This window comes from Rhodobacter sp. P1_C2, assembly GCF_056406375.1.
This window is the reverse complement of record NZ_JBFUAG010000006.1, coordinates 63,752-79,378: the sequence shown is the minus strand read 5'-3', so window position 1 is coordinate 79,378 and position 15,627 is coordinate 63,752. Positions and strand designations below refer to the sequence as shown.

Sequence of the window (15,627 nt, the reverse complement as noted above, 5' to 3'; positions counted from 1 at the left end):
AAGGCGGTCCGCACCCCGCGCGAAAGCCCGCCTCCGGCGAGGAGGCGGGCTGCATGGGGGCCGGGGCGGATCTCAGCTTGCGCTGACGAAGCGATAGGCGCCGTCCTTGCGTTCGGCATAGCCGACACCCGGATAGGTCCAGTGATAGCCCAGCAGCTTGACCCTGTCGGTCGCGGCCCGGTCGAGCAGCTTTTGCCGGTTGCGGATCGCAAGGTCGGGCAGCGTGTCATAGCCGAAGGCCCAGTCCGGATGCGCGAAGGAGACGATCTGGTTGTTGGCGACATCGGCGGTGATCAGAAGCCCCTCCGCCCCGGCGAGCTCCAGCGACAGATGGCCCGGTGTGTGTCCTGCCGTGTCCAGGACGCGCAGGCCGGTCACCACATCCTCGCCCGGTTTCATCCTCACCACGCGGTCGCGCACCGCCGTCAGATCGCGCTGCGCGCCGCGGAAGAAGTCATGAAAGGCAGCGGGGGCCTTGGTCGCGTAATCGGGGTCCATCCAGAAGTCCCACTCGGTCGCGCCGACATGATAGGTCGCGTTGGCAAAGCGCAATCCGCCATCCTCGGCCAGGGTGGCCCAGATGTGATCGGGATGGGCATGGGTGAAGACCACGCGGGTGACCGAGGCCGGTTCGACCCCCGCGGCCCGCAGGTTTTCGGTCAGCTGCCCGTCGGTGGGCTGGTACCGTCCGGCCGAGCCGATGTCGACCAGGATCACCTCCTGACCGGACCGGATCAGGGGCAGGTTGCAGGGCGCATGGACGATGCCGCCCGGGGCGTCGACCTGGCTCAGCACGGCGGCGCGGTCCGCAGTTGCGCCATCGGGCACCAGAATCTCGCCCGGCAGGGTGATGAACCCGTCGCTGAGGACGGTCACATCGAAAGCGCCGTGGGTGAAGCGGTAGCTCGGCTGCGCCGTGGCACGGGCGGGCAGCGCGCCGGCTGCGGCCACGGCGCCGGCGCCAAGCAGAAGGTCACGACGGGTGATCTTGCCAAGGCTCATGTTCTTTCCTTTCGCGGCGGGAGGGGAAGACAAAGGTCCGGACGCCCCTAGGGTAGCACAAAGCTGACGGTCTGCCGATCGATCACATGATGGGTCGGGTCGGCGAGTTCGACCAGCACCCGGTGCGGACCCGGCGGCAGGCCGACCACGATGATTGTCTGGCCGGTCGCATCGACGAAATGCCAGGGCGCATCGTCCACCGTGATATGGACATGGCCGATCCGTGGCGACACATCCAGCGCACCGGGGCCGAAGACCGGCACCACGCGCAGGTTCTCCGCCCGATACTGGATGAAGACCAGACCGCGCGACAGGGGCTCTGCCAGCGGCGGATCGACGACGAGCCGGGCGGGCGGTTCGGCCTCGATCGCGACGAGGGGCGAGGGTCCGACGATCTCGCGCGCGGTCTGCGCCGGGGCGGGGGTGGCAAGCAGCAGGGAAGCCGTCATGGCAAGCAGATCCTTCTGAAGGTGGGGCATCTTGTGTCCTGTCATCCGGGGAAAGGCGGGGGGAGGTTCGGGTCAGGGCCGCGCGCGGCCCAGAACATCGCGGATCAGCGGCGCCATCTCGTCCAGCCTGAATTTCATGCGGTGCATCTTGAACTCCGGAAGGGCGATGAAGAGTGAAAAAACGCCACGCGGGAGGGTTTCGACCGCGTGGCGCAGTTGGCGGCCTGTCACGGGGAGGGGACAGTCAGGCCGGGTCTTCAGAGAGCAGGACAAGCGTGGCGAGGGGTCGAACACGAGGGGAAAGGCCGGGCCGGGCCGGGCAGGGCGGCGCGCGCTTGGCGCCTTGTGGCGCCTCCGCCTTGTCTGTACCAGCCCCTGTCTTAAGCCTAGGCCGATGCGGCGGATCGATCCAACCAGTTGTCGTGAAAGCGCGCGAGATCAGGGGAGGGCGGGGTCGAGGGGCCCGCTCCGGCGCGCGGTCCGGTCAATGGGTTGCCACCAGATAGGCCGTGATCGCCTTGGCATCCTCCTCCGATATCGGGGCGGCATAGGTCTTGATCATCTTGGCGACTTCGGCTGCCCAGAACGCCTCGCCCATATGGGGCGGCTGATAGTTGATGTAATCGGTCGAGTGGCAGGTGGCGCAATTCGCCTCGGCCGCATCCACACCCGGGCCGGGCGGAAAGGTCGCGGTTTCGTCTGGGACCGTGTAGGTGACGGGCGCTGCCAGGGCGACGATGGGCAGGGTCGCCAGGGCGATTGCCCCGGCATTTCGCAGCATTCGGTTCATTCTCACCTCCTCAGTCGGCCGTGATCCGGGTGGTTTCGACGCTGTTGCGCCCATAGCCCGACGGGTTCCAAAGCGGCTCCATCGGTTGGGTCTGCCCGATCCTGTTGACGGCGCGCACCTGGATCGCGGTCTCGCCCCTTGGCAGGGTGAGGGTGGCGGTCCAGGTGCGGAAGGCGTATTTTCCCAGATCCACGCCCAGGTGAGCGCCCTGCCAGGTCAGGCCGCCATCGGTGGAAAGAGCGACCTCGGTGATGCCATAGCCGCCATCGAAGGCGATGCCGCGCAGGGCCAGGGGTCCCGGCGCCACCCTGGCGCCATCCAGGACATTGGTGATGAAGGAGCGGACGCCGAACCGGTTGATCGGAACCGAGGACAGGACCGCCGCACCCGGTTCCACACAGGCGCAGGCGGTGTCGGGGATGCGGTAGGCCTTGGTCATCCAGAAGGAGTCGAGCGGCTTGTCCAGCACGGTGATCCTGCTCAGATGCTTGACCCAATAGGTGCCGAAATAGCCCGGCACCACCAGCTTGACCGGATAGCCGTTGAGCCAGGGAATATCCGCGCCGTTCATCTGCCAGGCAATCATCACCTCGCCGTCCAGCGCGTGGTTGATTTCCAGCGACTTGATGAAATCGGGGGTATCGTCCAACACGGGCGCATCAAGCCCTTCAAACGCCACGAATTTCGCAGTCTCGCTCACCCCGGCTTTCTCCAGCAGGGTCTTGAGCGGCACCCCCTTCCAAAGCGCGCAGCCCATCAGGCCGTTGCCGGCCTGACCGCCGCCGACGCGCGGGGCGGCAAAGCCGCGGCTGTTGCCGGAACATTGGTGCACCGCCGCAAGCTCCACGGTGTCCAGCGCCATCAGGTCCTTCAGCGCGATGGAGAAGGGCGCATGCACGCTGCCGGCGATCTCGATCCGGTAGGTGTCCGGGTCGATCTCTGTCGGGATGCCTGCCAGATGGTAGCGGACAAAGAACGCATCGTTCGGGGTGAAGGGACCCTCGTCGAAGACCGAAAACGGCGTTTCAAGCTGTGGCGGCCGGGCGGTCAACTGCAGGAGGGGCCGCTTGCCGGGATAGGCCACAAGGTCGCGCGTGCCATTGGCGAAGGGCAGCGTCACCGTCTCGGCCGAGGCCGCGCCCGTCAGCCCCGCCCCGAAGGCCAGCGCCGCACCACCCGCAGAAAAGAGCATTTGCCGTCTGGTCGTCATGGTCGCCTCGCTGGTTGATCTGGCCCTGACCTGCCCCGCCGCTTCCGGGCGAGTCACTTCTTCTGCCGCGCGTTGTGGATGGTCAGGAAGGCGGCGTCCGGGACGAAGCCATCGCGGTTCGGCATCCGGACCTTTGGCAGGCTTGTCCGGTCAAGCACATCATGCGGACCGAGGATGCCGTTGAGGTTCAGGATATAGGCCGAGACGGCGTAAACCTCGTCATCGGTCAGGGTCCCGGGCGCGCTGTAGGGCATGGCGCGGCGGACATAGTCGAAGAGGGTGGTGGCATAGGGCCAGAAGCTGCCGACCGTCTTGACCGGCTTGTCCGAGGCGAGGCTGCCCGCGCCGCCGAAGAGCCTGCCACCGATGCCGCCCTCGCCCCTGTCGCCATGGCAGGCGGCGCAGTTGTCGGCAAAGACCTGTTCGCCCGTCACGGCATCGCCGCTGCCGGGGGGAAGGCCGGTGCCGTCGGGCAGGATGTCGATATCCCAGAGCGCCACCTCCGCCGGTGTCGCCGGGCGCCCGACGGGGTCCGCCGCGGCACCCGCCGCGCCAAGGCCCGTGACGGCCAAACCCAGGGCCGTGATCCTAAGCCAGCACATTGCGCACGTTCCCCTCTGCATCGATCGCCCAGGTCTGCTGGGCGTTGTAATGGAACAGCGCATTGGTCCCGGTCCGCGCGATCAGCTCGGCGCGGCTTGGCTGAAGGTTTCCCGCCTCGTCGGTGGCGCGGCTGGCGATCCTTGCCGGCGTGCCGTCCCAGGTCCATGGCATCTGGAACCGGGTCTGCGCCTTGGGACGGGCTTCCGGGCTGACCTCGGCCTCCTGCCAGCTGGCGCCGCCATCGCTGCTGATTTCAACCTTCAGGATGCGGCCGTAACCGCTCCAGGCCAGACCGGTGATGCGGTTGTAGCCCTTCGCGATCCGCATCATGCCGGAAGGCGCGGTGATGACCGAATTCACCTCTTGTCGCAGCTGAAACTGGCGGGCACGGCCATCGGCCTGCAGTTGGGTATATCGCGCGGTTTCCCAGCGGGTCATGAAAGGCTGGGTGCCGAACTTCAGGCGCCGCAGCCATTTGATGTTGAGGTTGCCCTCGAAGCCCGGCAGAAACAGCCGCAGCGGAAAGCCATGCGCGGGGCGCAGGGGTTCGCCGTTCTGGCCATAGGCGAGCATGCCCTCGGCGATGATCTCATCGGTCAGGGGAATGCTGCGCGCCACCGCCGCGCCGTCGCCACCCTCGGCCAGCATCCAGGTGGAGTTGGGGTCCACGCCAACAAGATCAATGAGATGGGACAAAGGCACCCCGGTCCATTCATGGGTGCTGACAAGGCCATGGGTGTTCTGAACCGTCAGGTCGGGCGCCGCGGATTTCCAGTTCTCCCATCCGTTGCCGGTGCATTCGAGGAAGGCCACCCGCGACACGGCAGGCATGGCGCGGATATCCGCCATGTCCAGCACGATGGCCCTGCCCACCATGCCATGCACCAGCAGCCGATGGGCCGAAGGGTCGATCTGCGGCACCCCGGCATGGCTGCGTTCGTAATGCAGGTCAGAGGGGGTGATGGTGCCGACAAGCTTGTGCAGCGGCGTCTTGGAATTGATCGCCTCGCCGGGGTCGAGCGTGCTGTGGCCCGGGGCGGATTCAAAGACCCTGCCGATCTCGACGAAGTCGGATCGCGCACTGGTCGCCGACAAGGCCTCGCCGGGCCCGCGCGCCGGGACATCGGCAAGGCTTTCCGCCATGGCCCCCTGCGCGAGGCCCGCAACCGCAACGCCCTGCGCGCCGGCCACCAGAAAATTCCGCCGTGTGAGGGCGGGTGAGCCCGGGAAGGACCGGCCAGCGGCAATGGTCTTCTTCGTCATCGTGATCCTCCAGGCCGGCAGAATGCCGGTTGGGTTCGGACGGGCAGATGAGCCCGGCTTGGGATGGTCATTGGTCGCGGGTCTTGAAATGCCGCAGATCTTTCGCGGCAGGGACACTGCGCGCCCATTCCAGAAGCGGCTGATCGAAGTCGGCTCAGACCTTGGTTTCAGAGTATTTTCGCAAGCCGCATTGCGCAAATCAGGCGGCGTGAGTTGTCGTTAAACAGTGCTCGCGCGTGACTTCACCGCATGTCCGTTGTCGCCGCCCGGCCCCCGACCCTCCACCTCATCTGCGACACCTCCCGGCTTGGCACCCGACCCATCCGGACGTCTGGGCGGGAGGTGAGGTGATTGCCTGCCAACGCGATCTCGCCTCTTGGTGCCGGCGGAAGTTCCTGTTAGCCATGGGCGCATGCGCCGGGTCCGTTCCTCAGTCCTTTCCCTTCTGCTGACGCTTGCCGTCGGCCTCGGTTTGGCGACTTCGGCCTTTGCGCACCGCATGCCGACGCAGAAAGAGCTTCAACTGCAGGCCTTGCAGGTCATCGGGCTGGGCCTCGAAGCGGTCTGCGGCGACTTGGAGGAGGGCAGGGGGCCTGCGCCCTGTGCCGACGACACCTGCGGTCTTTGCGCCGCGACCGCCGCCTCGGTGATGCCCGAACCCGCGCTGGTTCCGCTTCCCGCGATCCGCGCCGGTGCCGGCATCGCCTGGCCCTCCGTGGCGGCCGTGCTGCGGCCTTTCGCGGCAACGCGACCGCACGGACAAGGCCCGCCAACCGCGCTCTGACGGTGTGATCTTGGGGCTTTGCGGCCCTTCTTCTTCCCAAGTTCCCCATCGGGCCGGCATCCCGCCGCGCCCTTCTTCGTGCAGGAGCACGCTGATGAAACGCATTCTTCCCCTCGTTCTGGTTCTGGCCTTGCACGCCGGTTCCGCCTTTGCCCATGCCGGTCTGGAAAGCGCCGTTCCCGCCGATGGCGCCACGGTTGCTGCACCCGATGCGCTTGTTCTGACCTTCACCGAAGCCGTCAGCGCCACCTTGAGCGGGGTTGTCGTCAAAGCCGCCGATGGCAGCACGGTCGCCACCGGCGATGCAAAACTTTCCGATGACAAGGTCACGCTGACCATCCCGCTGACCGCGAAACCCGGCGCCGGGGTTTATACCGTCACATGGCACGCTTTGTCGGATGATGGTCACAAGACCCACGGCACCTTTACCTTCACGGTGCAATAGGCCGATGATCGAGACCGCGCTGATCCTGTCGAGGTGCCTTCACTTCGCCGCAGCCATGCTGCTGTGGGGCGCTGCCGGCCTCTATCCCGGCGCGCCGGTGCGGTCCGGCATCGACAGAGCCGCGCGGGTCCTTGCCTTCCTCAACCTGTTTGGCGCGCTGGCGTGGTTTCTGGCCGAAAATGCCATCGCGGGGGAGGGATGGCGGGACGCCTTCAACCCCGATGTCATGTGGGCGATGGCAACCGACACGCGCTTTGGCCTGGTCTGGGTCCCGCACCTGATTGTGGCGGCGGCGCTTGCCGTCTGGTCGTTTCGGCCGCCCGGTTGGACCCTTCTCGTGCTGGCGGGGTTGAACCTTTGCAGCATCGGTCTGACCGGGCATGCGGTTCTGCCTTCGGGCGGGCTTGGACTGGTGCATCAGGCGATTTCGGTTCTGCACCTGCTGTCGGGCGGCTACTGGGTCGGCGCCTTGCCCTTCGTGCTGGCCGAAGTGCGCCGGCCCGTGGGCACGCGGCTGCTGTTGCGGTTCTCGACGGCGGGGCATTGGGCCGTGGCGCTGGTCCTTCTGACCGGAGTTGCAAAGACCGTCCTGATCCAGACCTCTCGCGGGGCATTTGACCCCGCGCCGGTGTGGAGCATCCTTCTGGCAGTCAAGGTCCTCGTGGTTCTGGCAATGACCGGGCTTGCCCTGCACAACCGCTATCGGCTGGTGCCGCAGGGCGCCGATGGTCTGGCCGCCCTGCGCCGGGGAACCTTGGGCGAAATCGCCCTGTCTGCTGGCGTTCTCTTGCTTGTCAGCCTTCTCGCGACGCTGTCGCCGTTCGGCCATGACACATAGTCGCGCGCCCTTTGTGCTCCGCCTCCTGGCGGTTCTGGCGCTGTTGCTCGCCTTGGTCCTTGATATCGGGCTGATGCCCGCCCGCGCGGCTGATGGGCAACAGATCCTCGTGCTCTGTTCCGGGTCCGGGCCGATGCAGTTGGTGCTCGATCCGGTGACGGGCAAGTTCAGCCCCGCCGATCCCGCCCGGAATAGCGCCGGAGGCTGCGACTGGGCGGCGGCACATGGCTGCGGCCTGATCCCAGGCAGGGCGAGTTCGGCACAGATCCTCGAGACCCGCTATGAAACCGCATTTTCCGGTGACGTGGTCTGGCTTGTGGCCCGAAAGGTCACCGCTGTCTGGGCGCGGGGTCCCCCCGTTTCGTTGTGATTGAACCTCAAACCTCAACACATCGGAGACCATGATGGCCACCATCGACCCGGGGCTTGACGCCCCCGCGGTGAAAGACCGCAACCAACGCCTCTATTTCGCCGTCTGGCGCTGGCACTTCTACGCCGCAATCTACGTGATCCCGTTCCTCGTGATGCTGGCCGCCTCCGGCCTGATCATCCTCTGGGTCACCGCGATCGCGCCCGAATATGGCGACCGGATCGCCGTGACACCCGGCGGGCAGGCCCTGAGCCTTTTCGATCAGGAGGCCGCCGCCATCGCAGCCCATCCCGGCGGCAGCGTGGACAAATACATAGCCCCGATCGACGCCGCCAAGCCCGCGATCTTCCGCGTGCAGACAAACGAGGGCGCGATGATGGTGGCGCTCGACCCCTATACCGGCAAGGTCCTTCGCGACCGGCCCGAGGATGGGACCTGGAACGCCTGGGCCACTTCGCTGCACGGGCAGCTCTTGACCGGCATGGACAAGGGCTGGGCCGATTACATGATCGAAACCGCCGCCTCGCTCGGCATCCTCATGGTCTTCACGGGCCTCTGGATGGCTTGGCCCCGCAATGGCGAGGGATTCTCTGCGATGTTCATCCCGCGGCTGTTGGCAAAGGGGCGCGGCTTCTGGAAATCGACCCACCGCGCGCTTGGCAGCTGGATGGGCCTCGTGTTGATGTTCTTCCTGATCTCCGGCCTCGCCTGGGCGGGGGTCTGGGGCGGGCGGATGGTGCAGCCCTGGTCCAGCTTTCCGGCCGAGAAGTTCGGCGCCCCCTTGTCCGACAAGACCGAGGCGAGCCTCAACCACACCGCCGTCAAGGAAGTGCCCTGGGCGCTGGAGCTGACGCCGCTGCCGATGTCGGGTTCGATGCTGGGCAGGCAGGTCCTGCCGGCGGGCACCCCTGTCGTCCTGCAGACCGTGGTGGAAGAGGCCCGCGCGCTCGGCTTTACCGGCCGGTTGCAGGTCACCAAACCCGAAGGCGACACTGGCGTCTGGACCATCAGCCAGGATTCGATGAGCTATGACAGCCCGAACCCCACCGCCGACCGCACCGTGCATCTGGACCAGTACACCGGCAAGGTCCTGGCTGATGTGCGCTTTGCCGATTACTCGGTGATGGGCAAGTCCATGGCGGTGGGAGTGGCGCTGCACGAGGGCCAGCTGGGACCGCTGAACATCGCCCTCAACATCGCCTACTGCCTTTCGGTGATCTTCCTCTGCATCGGCGGTGTGGTCATGTGGTGGATCAGGCGGCCGTCCAAAGCCCTGAACCTGGCGGCACCACCCTTGCCGGACCGGGTGCCGCTGACCGGTTGGGTGGTCTTCTGCGCCATCGTCTTGTCGCTGACCGTTCCCGTCCTCGGGATCACGTTGATCGGCATCATCGCCATCGACCGGATCGTGCTGGCGGCACTCCCCGCCGTGAAGCGCGCGGTATCGTGACCATCCGGCGGGGCCTTCGGGCCCCGCAGCCACAAAGGCCAGACGGCTTAGGGGAGTCGCTGGCCGAACACGAGATCTGGCGGGCGGACGCAACGGTCCCCTGCGTCTTGCAGGCGTTGAACCCTGACGACAGGGCCGGGAATGGCCAAGGGGCCGGCCACCGGAGCCACGGCGCCCTCCGTTGTACAGAGAAGCTTGCGACGGGTGATTTGGCGGCGCAGATCGGCAGAGCCCGGCCATCCTTCCGGATTGTGCAAGGCAAGATCCCGCATTTCCTCAATATTCCTCATTTCTGAAAGGATCTACCCAGCTCTTGCCGGGACATGATTTGCCTCAACCCTGAAGGATCGGCCTGCCGGATGCGGGTCAGTTTGGGGGGTTGCAGGCAGGTCATCGGCGTCTTGCCGTGCCGGTCTATGGCCGGTGGTTCCGGACTGCGTGCCACACATCCTGTCAGAATGCGAAAGTCGACATCACGATGATCAAGGAAATCACCACCGCCGCAACCGCCACGCTGGGCGCAAGCCTGATCGCGGGCGCCGCCAGCGCCGGGCCTGTCACCTTCCACAGCGTTAAGGTCGAGGGGCTGGACATCTTCTACCGCGAGGCCGGTCCCGCCGATGCGCCGACCGTGATCCTGCTGCACGGCTTCCCGTCCTCCTCGCACATGTTCCGCGACCTGATCCCGCTGCTGGCGGACAAGTACCACGTCTTTGCCCCCGACTATCCGGGCTTCGGCCAGTCGAGCGCCCCGCGGGTCAGCGACTACAGCTATACCTTCGCCAATCTGGCCGGCGTGATGGAGGGTCTCATCATGACCCTGGGCCTGCACGACTATGTGCTTTACATGCAGGATTACGGCGGCCCGATCGGGATGCGCCTTGCCACCAAACACCCCGAGGAGGTGCGCGGGCTGGTGGTGCAGAACGCCGTCGTCACGGTCGAGGGCTGGAATCCCGAGGTCGTGAAAGCCTTTGCCCCGGCGTGGCAGAACCGCACGCCGGAGACCGAAAAGCCGCTCCGCGGCGCTTTCACGGCCGAGGCGACCAAGTTCCAGTACACCCATGGCGTCTCGCGCAGCGACCGGGTCAATCCGGATGCCTGGGTCTATGATCAGGCCCTGCTGGACCGCCCCGGCAATGCCGAGGTGCAGGTCGAACTGCTCTACCAGTATCAGGACAACGTGGCCCACTACCCGGAATGGCAGGACTTCCTGAAGCGCAAACAGCCGCCGCTTCTGGTGGAATGGGGCAACAACGACCCCTTCTTCACCCTGGCCGGCCGGGACGCCTTCAAGACCCTGGTGCCGGGTGCGATCGTGCATTCCTACGACGCGGGCCACTTCGCGCTGGAAACCCATGCGCCCGAGATTGCCGCCGAAATGCGCAGCTTCCTCGACGGGCTGCCGAAGTAACCCCGCGCCGCAGCCCGGGCCCCGGGTTCGGGCTGCGCCCCCTTATCTTTCACCTCAAAGCGGTATGCCTGATGCGAAACCTGAAACGAAACGCCCGGACTGCGGGCGCGCTGGCCATGGTGGCGGCGCTTTACCCCCTTGCCAGCCTGGCCGATGACGCCCCGGGCCTGAGCCTGCCCCTCGCGGTCGAGGCGGCCTCGGCGGCGGTAGCGGCCTGCGCGGCGCAGGGCTGGTTCGTCAGCGCCTCGGTCGTGGATATGTCGGGCCGCGTGAAGGTCCAGCTGAAGGGCGATCACAGCACGGTCCACACCCAGACCTCCAGCTTTCGGAAAGCCTATACCGCGGTGACCATGGGGCCGGTGTTTCACTTCGACGCCCTGGGCGACTGGGTGGGCCGTCTGAAGGACAATCCCAACGCGCCGGCGCTGGCGAGCCTGCCCGACATCCTTCTGCTGGCCGGCGCAGTCGCCATCCACCAGAACGGAGAGATGGTCGCAGCGCTTGGCGTCGGCGGCGCGCCGGGGGGCGAGAAGGACGAGGCCTGCGCCGCGGCGGGTCTCGCCAGCATCAAGGACCGGCTGCACCCTTGAGCGGGCGGCCTAGGCTTTCTGCGGCAGGGCCCCGACCGGGCAATTGGCAAGCCGGTCGACCTCGTCCAGCTCCACCGCGTGGCGGCGGCCCCATTCGCAGAGCGCCAGCAACACCGGTTCAAAGCTGAGCCCGAGCGGCGTGGCGCTGTAATCGACCCGGGGCGGCACCTGGCGATAGACCTCGCGGTGGACGATGCCATGTTCCTCCAGCTCGCGCAGCTGCTGGATCAGGACCTTCTGGCTGACCTCGGGCATCAGGCGCTGCAGTTCCGACAGGCGCTGCGGCGCGTCGAACAGGTGGTAGAGGATGATCGCCTTCCAGCGCCCCGAGATCACCTTGAGCGCGCGTTCCGCCGGCAGCGAAGGCAGCCGTTTGGTCTGATCGGCCATACTTACCTCCTGGTCTGTATCAGACAAACTTGTCTGTAACACCAAAAGGGAGGGTACAGTAAACAGCGGTCCTCAGCAACGTCAGCGTCAGGACATGAAGATGAAAGCCGTAGAGATCGACCGCTTCGGCGGCCCGGAGATTTTCGCAACCGTCGAGGTGCCGACCCCCGTGCCGGGCCCGGGTCAGCTGCTGATCCGGGTGCAGGCCGTGGGTGTGAACCTGTCCGATGCGATGATGCGGGCAGACCGCTACGCGATGACCCCTGCGCTGCCCGCGATCCTCGGCTCTGAAGCGGCCGGTCTGGTCGCGGCGGTCGGGGCAGGTGTCAGCGAATTTGCCCCCGGCCAGAGCGTGGCGGCGCCGCTGTTCGTTGCGACCGGGCTTGGCGCCTATGCCGAGTTCGTGGTGATCGATGCGGCGCTGGCCGTCCCTCTGCCCGAGGCGATCAGCTTTGAAGAGGCCGCCGCCGTGCTGAGCCAGGGGCTGACCGCACTATACCTCGTCCGGCAAGTGCCGCCGGCGGGAAAAACCGTTCTGGTCACCGCGGCCGCCGGGGGGGTGGGTTCGCTTCTGGTGCAGCTGGCCAAGCGGGCCGGGGCAAGGGTGATCGCGGCGGCGAGCAGCGGCGCCAAGCTTGACTTTGCCCGCAGCCTCGGTGCCGTGGCGGGCGTGAACTACGCCGCGCCGGATTGGACCCGCGCGCTGCAACAGGCGACGGACGGCACCGGCCCGCAGATCATCTACGATTCGGTGGGCGGCGAGATCACCGCGCAGAACCTGGCCAACCTCGCGCCCGGTGGGGAGATGGTGATTTACGGCGCCCTGAACATCCAGAGCTTTCATCTGGGCGTGCCCGAACTGCTGGGGATGATCTTCAGGAACCAGTCAGTGACCGGTTTCGCCCTGGCCCCCTTGCTGACCCCGGCAGAGCTGCGCTCCGCCATGGCGGAGATCTTCGATCTGATGGCCAGCGGCGCGCTGAAGGTGACGATTGGCGGGCGCTATGCCCTGCAAGACGTCGGGCTCGCCCATGCCGCGCTTGAAAGCCGCGGGACCACGGGCAAGTTGATCCTGCTGCCCTAGGCCCCGCACCGGGGCCGCAGGGTCAGGGCCGCACCGGCGCGGCCTGCAAGCCGGAGATTTTCAGCACGATCATGTCATGGTCGGACAAGGGCCTGCCCGCCGCATCGGTGGAGGCGACGATGTGGCATTCGGCGCTCTCCAAACCCCGTGCCAGAAACCAGTCGAGTTTCATCGCGCGCTCGGGCCAGCGGGTGATCAGGCTGGGGCGCGTCGTCGGGGTGGTTTCGGGTCCGCCGTGGCGGGTGAAGCCGCGGGCGGTGGCAAGGTCGAACAGCGTCTCGTCGCGCCAGTCGCCGCCGATGTGGTTGCCGGTGTTGAGATCGCCGCCGATCAGCAGTGGCAGGCCGGGGAAGGCGGTGTCGAGCGCGTCGATCAGGGCGCGAATCTGGGCTTCGCGGTGGGCCGCATCGGCATTGCTTTCAAGATGGGTGGAGACCATCACGATCGGGCCGGCCTCGGTCTGGATCACGCCGCCAATCGCCATCCGCTCCCCCAGTCGCGGCTGGTCGCCGCCGGAGAGGAACCAGAAACGCGTGCCCGGCAGACGCAGCAGGAAAGGCCGCCCGATCTGCGCGGCCAGAAGGGCATTGCCGTGAAAGCCAAGGCGGTTGTGGTCGTCGCTGCAAAAGCCGCGCTCGGTATCGGAGCCAAGGCCAAGTTCGACGAACTCCACCCCATAGGCGTAGCCGAGCCCCAGGGCCGCCGCGACCTCGGCGGTGGTGTGGGCCTGCCCGGTGCGGGCCATCCCATTGTCCATTTCCGACAAGAGCACGACATCGGCGCCGGAGGCCTGGATCTTTGCGGCGCTGTCGGCGGGGAAGAGGCAGCGTTCCAGGTTCCAGGCCGCGACCGTGATCGGGAAGGAGAGCGGCGGCGAGGGCGGTGTTTCGCCCAGCTCCACCATGGTCATGCAGGGCAGGGCGGCCAGATGGGCGTCATGCGCCGCCACGCTGCGCGGGAGGTCGGCAATCCGGTCCCGCTCGGCCAGGGAGAGGGGGGTGAGCTGCGGGGTGGATGCGAAGATCATGCCGGCACCGCGGCGAGGGTCGGGGCGGCAGGCAGACGCTTGCCACTGACGGTGTCGAACAGGTGCAGCTTCTCTGCCGCGACCGACAGGCGCAATTCCTCCTGCAGCACGACCTTCGGGTCGATCGACAGGACCAGCGCCTGCCCGTCGACATGGCCATGCACCAGACGCTGCGCGCCGAGTTCCTCCACAAAATCGACCTTGAAGGCCAGACCCTGCGTCCCGGCCTGCAGATCCTCGGCCCTGATGCCCAGGGTGATCATGCCCTGCGCGGGGATCATCCGGCCCAGGTCGAGGATCTGGCTGCCGATGCGCAGATGCCGGCCCTCGGCCTCGGCATCGAGGAGGTTCATCGCCGGCGAACCGATGAAGCTTGCCACGAAGGTCGTGGCGGGCCGGTGGTAGATCTCCAACGGTGCGCCGACCTGTTCGATGCGGCCCGCGTTCAGGACGACCAGCCGGTCGGCGAGGGTCATCGCCTCCAGCTGGTCATGGGTCACATAAAGCGAGGTGGTGCCGAGCCGCTTCTGCAAGCGGCGGATTTCGCCCCGCATCGACGCCCTGAGCTTGGCATCGAGGTTGGACAGCGGCTCGTCGAAGAGGAAGGCCGCCGGCTGGCGCACCACGGCACGGCCCATCGCAACGCGCTGGCGCTGGCCGCCGGACAGCGCGCGGGGCTTGCGGTCGAGGTAGGGGCCAAGCTCCAGCATCCGGGCGGCCTCGGCCAGGCGGGCCTCGATCTCGGGCTTCGGGGTTTTGCGGTTCTTCAAGCCATAGGCCATGTTCTCGCGCACGGTCATATGGGGGTAGAGCGCGTAGTTCTGGAAGACCATCGCGATGTCGCGGTCGGCGGGGTCGATCCGGTTGACCACGCGGTCGCCGATCCTGACCTCGCCTGCGGTGATCTCTTCCAGCCCGGCCACCATGCGCAGCAGGGTGGACTTGCCGCAGCCCGAGGGGCCGACCAGCACGATGAACTCGCCATCCGTCACGGTCAGGTTGATGCCGGTGATCGAGGGCGCGGCGCTGCCGGCATAGGTTTTCGACACGTCGGTGATGGTGATCGATGCCATTATTTATCGCTTTCCGTCAGGCCCTTGATGAACCAGCGCTGAAACACCACCACCACGATGACCGGCGGCACCAGCGCCAGAACCGCAAGGGCAAAGGCTTGATTGTAATCGGGGATCTGGCTGCCGACCCAGACCTGCAGGATCTGCTTGATGCCGCGCATCAGGGTGAAGAACCGCTCGTCACTGGTCATCAGCATCGGCCAGAGGTACTGGTTCCAGCCATAGACGAACATGATGATGAAGATCGCGGCCATCATGGTCTTCGACAGGGGCAGGATCACGTCGAAGAAGAACCGGATGGGGCCCGCCCCGTCGATGCGCGCGGCCTCCAGAAGCTCGTCCGGGATGGATTTGAAGAACTGCCGGAAGTAGAAGGTGCCGGTCGCCGAGGCCAGCAGCGGCACGATCAGCCCGGTATAGCTGTTGAGCAGACCCAGCCGCGACATGACCTGATAGGACGGCATGATCCGCACTTCGAGCGGCAGCAGGAGGGTGGTGAAGATCACCCAGAACATCAGCGTGGCAAGGCGGAAGCGGAAATAGACCAGCGCATAGGCCGCCGCCATCGACAGCACGATCTTGCCCGCGGCAAAGCCAAGGCCAAGGATCAGCGAGTTCATCATCATCCGCGCGCCAGTCACCTGGCCGGTGAAGCCGCCCTGACGAGTCAGCACGGTGTGGTAGGTCTCGTATCCATCATCGCCGGGCAGCAGTTGCAGGCCGCCGGTGTGGATCTCGACCGCGGTATGGGTCGAGGTGGTGATCGCAACCACCACCGGCATCACCATGAAAAGCGTGCCGAGGATCAGGATCAGATGGTCAAAGGGGCGTATGCGGTTCATCAT

At 66.5% G+C, this 15,627-nt stretch carries 18 protein-coding genes; 8 read left to right on the top strand and 10 right to left on the bottom strand.

The window, feature by feature from the left end:
* Window positions 1–72: 72 nt before the first annotated feature.
* The 6 genes from AC1DZT_RS11255 to soxC all read right to left on the bottom strand — a co-directional run bounded on the left by AC1DZT_RS11255 (window position 73) and on the right by soxC (window position 5,317).
* Window positions 73–1,002 carry an MBL fold metallo-hydrolase gene (locus AC1DZT_RS11255; RefSeq protein ID WP_478006726.1) on the bottom strand — a complete coding sequence of 310 codons (930 nt, stop codon included), beginning with the start codon at window positions 1,000–1,002 and terminating at the stop codon, window positions 73–75.
* Window positions 1,003–1,049: 47 nt separating this feature from the next.
* Entirely contained in the window at window positions 1,050–1,481 is a 432-nt protein-coding gene (locus tag AC1DZT_RS11250; RefSeq protein ID WP_478006725.1) for a DUF6130 family protein, read from the bottom strand.
* A 454-nt stretch (window positions 1,482–1,935) separates the two neighbouring features.
* Entirely contained in the window at window positions 1,936–2,241 is a 306-nt protein-coding gene (gene sorB / locus AC1DZT_RS11245) for a SorB family sulfite dehydrogenase c-type cytochrome subunit (protein WP_478006724.1), read from the bottom strand.
* A gap of 10 nt (window positions 2,242–2,251) precedes the next feature.
* On the bottom strand, window positions 2,252–3,451 hold the full coding sequence (gene sorA / locus AC1DZT_RS11240) for a SorA family sulfite dehydrogenase catalytic subunit (RefSeq protein WP_478006723.1): 1,200 nt from the start codon (window positions 3,449–3,451) through the stop codon (window positions 2,252–2,254).
* A 53-nt stretch (window positions 3,452–3,504) separates the two neighbouring features.
* On the bottom strand, window positions 3,505–4,053 hold the full coding sequence (locus tag AC1DZT_RS11235) for a c-type cytochrome (RefSeq protein WP_478006722.1): 549 nt from the start codon (window positions 4,051–4,053) through the stop codon (window positions 3,505–3,507).
* Entirely contained in the window at window positions 4,040–5,317 is a 1,278-nt protein-coding gene (soxC, locus tag AC1DZT_RS11230; RefSeq protein WP_478006721.1) for a sulfite dehydrogenase, read from the bottom strand. The genes AC1DZT_RS11235 and soxC overlap by 14 nt, the downstream gene beginning before the upstream one ends.
* Window positions 5,318–5,816: 499 nt before the next feature.
* On the opposite strand from soxC, the gene AC1DZT_RS11225 reads away from it, so the two are divergent.
* The 7 genes from AC1DZT_RS11225 (at window position 5,817) to AC1DZT_RS11195 (ending at window position 11,208) form a co-directional block, all read left to right on the top strand.
* Window positions 5,817–6,101, top strand: a complete 285-nt coding sequence (locus tag AC1DZT_RS11225; protein ID WP_478006720.1) for a hypothetical protein — start codon at window positions 5,817–5,819, stop codon at window positions 6,099–6,101.
* A gap of 94 nt (window positions 6,102–6,195) precedes the next feature.
* Window positions 6,196–6,546, top strand: a complete 351-nt coding sequence (gene copC / locus AC1DZT_RS11220; RefSeq protein ID WP_478006719.1) for a copper homeostasis periplasmic binding protein CopC — start codon at window positions 6,196–6,198, stop codon at window positions 6,544–6,546.
* 4 nt (window positions 6,547–6,550) lie between these two features.
* Window positions 6,551–7,384 carry a CopD family protein gene (locus tag AC1DZT_RS11215; protein ID WP_478006718.1) on the top strand — a complete coding sequence of 278 codons (834 nt, stop codon included), beginning with the start codon at window positions 6,551–6,553 and terminating at the stop codon, window positions 7,382–7,384.
* A 52-nt stretch (window positions 7,385–7,436) separates the two neighbouring features.
* Window positions 7,437–7,754 carry a hypothetical protein gene (locus AC1DZT_RS11210; protein ID WP_478006717.1) on the top strand — a complete coding sequence of 106 codons (318 nt, stop codon included), beginning with the start codon at window positions 7,437–7,439 and terminating at the stop codon, window positions 7,752–7,754.
* 34 nt (window positions 7,755–7,788) lie between these two features.
* Complete coding sequence (locus AC1DZT_RS11205; protein ID WP_478006716.1) at window positions 7,789–9,204, top strand: PepSY-associated TM helix domain-containing protein; 1,416 nt, start codon at window positions 7,789–7,791, stop codon at window positions 9,202–9,204.
* A 478-nt stretch (window positions 9,205–9,682) separates the two neighbouring features.
* Entirely contained in the window at window positions 9,683–10,618 is a 936-nt protein-coding gene (locus AC1DZT_RS11200; RefSeq protein ID WP_478006715.1) for an alpha/beta fold hydrolase, read from the top strand.
* A gap of 71 nt (window positions 10,619–10,689) precedes the next feature.
* On the top strand, window positions 10,690–11,208 hold the full coding sequence (locus tag AC1DZT_RS11195; RefSeq protein WP_478006714.1) for a GlcG/HbpS family heme-binding protein: 519 nt from the start codon (window positions 10,690–10,692) through the stop codon (window positions 11,206–11,208).
* Between the two features lie 9 nt (window positions 11,209–11,217).
* Here the strand turns inward: AC1DZT_RS11195 and AC1DZT_RS11190 are convergent, their stop codons facing one another.
* A complete protein-coding gene (locus tag AC1DZT_RS11190) occupies window positions 11,218–11,598 on the bottom strand; it encodes a winged helix-turn-helix transcriptional regulator (protein WP_478006713.1) in 381 nt (126 codons plus the stop codon).
* A gap of 100 nt (window positions 11,599–11,698) precedes the next feature.
* On the opposite strand from AC1DZT_RS11190, the gene AC1DZT_RS11185 reads away from it, so the two are divergent.
* A complete protein-coding gene (locus AC1DZT_RS11185) occupies window positions 11,699–12,682 on the top strand; it encodes a quinone oxidoreductase family protein (RefSeq protein WP_478006712.1) in 984 nt (327 codons plus the stop codon).
* A 22-nt stretch (window positions 12,683–12,704) separates the two neighbouring features.
* Here AC1DZT_RS11185 and AC1DZT_RS11180 read toward each other — a convergent pair whose 3' ends face one another.
* The 3 genes from AC1DZT_RS11180 to ugpE are packed head-to-tail and all read right to left on the bottom strand — an operon-like array spanning window position 12,705 to window position 15,624.
* Complete coding sequence (locus AC1DZT_RS11180) at window positions 12,705–13,709, bottom strand: endonuclease/exonuclease/phosphatase family protein (protein ID WP_478006711.1); 1,005 nt, start codon at window positions 13,707–13,709, stop codon at window positions 12,705–12,707.
* Complete coding sequence (locus AC1DZT_RS11175; protein ID WP_478006710.1) at window positions 13,706–14,782, bottom strand: sn-glycerol-3-phosphate import ATP-binding protein UgpC; 1,077 nt, start codon at window positions 14,780–14,782, stop codon at window positions 13,706–13,708. Before AC1DZT_RS11175 ends, AC1DZT_RS11180 begins: the two co-directional genes overlap by 4 nt.
* A complete protein-coding gene (gene ugpE, locus AC1DZT_RS11170) occupies window positions 14,782–15,624 on the bottom strand; it encodes a sn-glycerol-3-phosphate ABC transporter permease UgpE (protein ID WP_478006709.1) in 843 nt (280 codons plus the stop codon). Before ugpE ends, AC1DZT_RS11175 begins: the two co-directional genes overlap by 1 nt.
* Window positions 15,625–15,627 lie beyond the last annotated feature (3 nt).

Coding starts and splice junctions, on each gene's coding strand:
- AC1DZT_RS11175 (WP_478006710.1), bottom strand. CDS start 14,782: ATGGCATCGATCACCATCACCGACGTGTCGAAAACCTATGCCGGCAGC.
- AC1DZT_RS11200 (WP_478006715.1), top strand. CDS start 9,683: ATGATCAAGGAAATCACCACCGCCGCAACCGCCACGCTGGGCGCAAGC.
- AC1DZT_RS11205 (WP_478006716.1), top strand. CDS start 7,789: ATGGCCACCATCGACCCGGGGCTTGACGCCCCCGCGGTGAAAGACCGC.
- AC1DZT_RS11190 (WP_478006713.1), bottom strand. CDS start 11,598: ATGGCCGATCAGACCAAACGGCTGCCTTCGCTGCCGGCGGAACGCGCG.
- ugpE (WP_478006709.1), bottom strand. CDS start 15,624: ATGAACCGCATACGCCCCTTTGACCATCTGATCCTGATCCTCGGCACG.
- AC1DZT_RS11195 (WP_478006714.1), top strand. CDS start 10,690: ATGCGAAACCTGAAACGAAACGCCCGGACTGCGGGCGCGCTGGCCATG.
- AC1DZT_RS11180 (WP_478006711.1), bottom strand. CDS start 13,709: ATGATCTTCGCATCCACCCCGCAGCTCACCCCCCTCTCCCTGGCCGAG.
- AC1DZT_RS11250 (WP_478006725.1), bottom strand. CDS start 1,481: ATGCCCCACCTTCAGAAGGATCTGCTTGCCATGACGGCTTCCCTGCTG.
- AC1DZT_RS11215 (WP_478006718.1), top strand. CDS start 6,551: ATGATCGAGACCGCGCTGATCCTGTCGAGGTGCCTTCACTTCGCCGCA.
- sorB (WP_478006724.1), bottom strand. CDS start 2,241: ATGAACCGAATGCTGCGAAATGCCGGGGCAATCGCCCTGGCGACCCTG.
- soxC (WP_478006721.1), bottom strand. CDS start 5,317: ATGACGAAGAAGACCATTGCCGCTGGCCGGTCCTTCCCGGGCTCACCC.
- sorA (WP_478006723.1), bottom strand. CDS start 3,451: ATGACGACCAGACGGCAAATGCTCTTTTCTGCGGGTGGTGCGGCGCTG.
- AC1DZT_RS11225 (WP_478006720.1), top strand. CDS start 5,817: ATGCCGACGCAGAAAGAGCTTCAACTGCAGGCCTTGCAGGTCATCGGG.
- AC1DZT_RS11235 (WP_478006722.1), bottom strand. CDS start 4,053: ATGTGCTGGCTTAGGATCACGGCCCTGGGTTTGGCCGTCACGGGCCTT.
- AC1DZT_RS11185 (WP_478006712.1), top strand. CDS start 11,699: ATGAAAGCCGTAGAGATCGACCGCTTCGGCGGCCCGGAGATTTTCGCA.
- AC1DZT_RS11255 (WP_478006726.1), bottom strand. CDS start 1,002: ATGAGCCTTGGCAAGATCACCCGTCGTGACCTTCTGCTTGGCGCCGGC.
- copC (WP_478006719.1), top strand. CDS start 6,196: ATGAAACGCATTCTTCCCCTCGTTCTGGTTCTGGCCTTGCACGCCGGT.